We start from the raw sequence: 1,659 nt of genomic DNA on the forward strand, positions 1-1,659 counted from the left end.
TGCAGACCCAGGGCGACGCCAACCCGGTCAAGGGCTACGGCGTGACGATTCAATACCACGCCCAGCAGAACCGGGTGGTGCTGATCGACAAGGCCAAGGTTATCGACAAGGATAACAACGTCACCCAGGGCGAAAAAATCGTCTACGACACCGTGAAGAAACTGGCCAGCGCCGGTCGCGCCACGGGCAGCAAGGTCACCGAATCGCGTCCGCGCATCGACATGGTGATCCAGCCGAAGAAGAAAACCGAAGAGAAATCCCAGTAATGGCAACTCTGAAAGCTCAGCACCTGGCCAAGGCCTATAAAAGCCGCCAGGTCGTGCGTGACGTCAGCCTGTCGATCGACAGCGGGCAGATCGTCGGCCTGCTCGGTCCGAACGGCGCCGGCAAGACGACCTGTTTCTACATGATCGTCGGGCTGGTGCAGGCGGATCAGGGCCGCGTGCTGATCGATGATCTGGACGTCAGCCATCAGCCGATGCACGGCCGCGCCAAGGCCGGTATCGGCTATCTGCCGCAAGAAGCGTCGATCTTCCGCAAACTGTCGGTCGCCGACAACATCATGGCGATCCTCGAGACCCGCCCGGAACTCGACAAGGCCGGTCGTCGCAAGGAGCTGGAAAGCCTGCTGCAGGAATTCCACATCAGCCACATCCGCGACAACCTCGGCATGAGCCTGTCCGGTGGTGAACGCCGCCGAGTGGAAATTGCTCGCGCGTTGGCCACTGCGCCGAAGTTCATCCTGCTCGACGAACCGTTCGCCGGTGTCGACCCGATCTCGGTCGGCGACATCAAGCAGATCATCCATCACCTCAAGGCCAAGGGCATCGGTGTGCTGATCACCGACCACAACGTCCGTGAGACGCTGGACATCTGCGAAACCGCTTACATCGTCAACGACGGTCAACTGATCGCTGAAGGCGATGCCGAGACCATCCTGGCCAACGATCTGGTCAAGGAAGTGTATCTGGGTCACGAGTTCCGCCTGTAAGCGCGACAGCGCTGTATCGATTCAAGGCGCATTTATCCGCTTTAATTGTTACAGCGCTCTAGGCAAACACTTCAGTTTCAGGCATATAATTTGCTTAAGTTTGGCGCTTCGGCGCCCTGTAGTGGATGGCGCAAAGCGCCGGCGAATAAGGTGTTAAGCCCCTGCCATGAAACCATCGCTAGTCTTGAGAATGGGCCAGCAGCTGACGATGACACCGCAGCTGCAACAGGCCATCCGCCTGCTCCAATTGTCGACCCTGGACCTGCAACAGGAGATCCAGGAGGCTCTGGAATCCAATCCGATGCTCGAACGCCAGGAAGAAGGCGACGACTTCGACAACGCCGATCCTCTGGCCGACAACGCCGAACAGAAGCCCGCCGAAATCCAGGAACCCTCCTACCAGGAAACCGCCCCGACGGTGGACAACCTCGAGGATGGCGAATGGAACGAGCGCATCCCCAACGAACTGCCGGTGGATACCGCCTGGGAAGACGTCTACCAGACCAGCGCCAGCAGCCTGCCCAGCAGCGATGACGATGAGTGGGATTTCACCACCCGCACGTCCGCCGGCGAGAGCCTGCAGAGCCATCTGCTCTGGCAACTGAACCTGGCGCCGATGTCCGACACCGATCGCCTGATCGCCGTGACCCTGATCGACTGCATCAACA

General features: G+C 59.7%; 2 protein-coding genes and 1 pseudogene. All 3 read left to right on the forward strand.

What is annotated here, in order from left to right; all coding sequences use genetic code 11:
- Positions 1-266 (forward strand): LptA/OstA family protein (locus D6877_RS04720; RefSeq protein ID WP_277751471.1); only part of this gene is annotated, 266 nt, incomplete at its 5' end.
- Positions 266-991, forward strand: a complete 726-nt coding sequence (lptB, locus tag D6877_RS04725) for an LPS export ABC transporter ATP-binding protein (protein WP_024011621.1) — start codon at positions 266-268, stop codon at positions 989-991. The genes D6877_RS04720 and lptB, both read left to right, overlap by 1 nt.
- Before the next feature lie 166 nt (positions 992-1,157).
- Positions 1,158-1,659: pseudogene (locus D6877_RS04730) on the forward strand (RNA polymerase factor sigma-54); the annotation flags it as partial.

It is taken from the genome of Pseudomonas sp. Sample_9, from assembly GCF_004307535.1.
GTDB lineage: Bacteria > Pseudomonadota > Gammaproteobacteria > Pseudomonadales > Pseudomonadaceae > Aquipseudomonas > Aquipseudomonas mercuritolerans.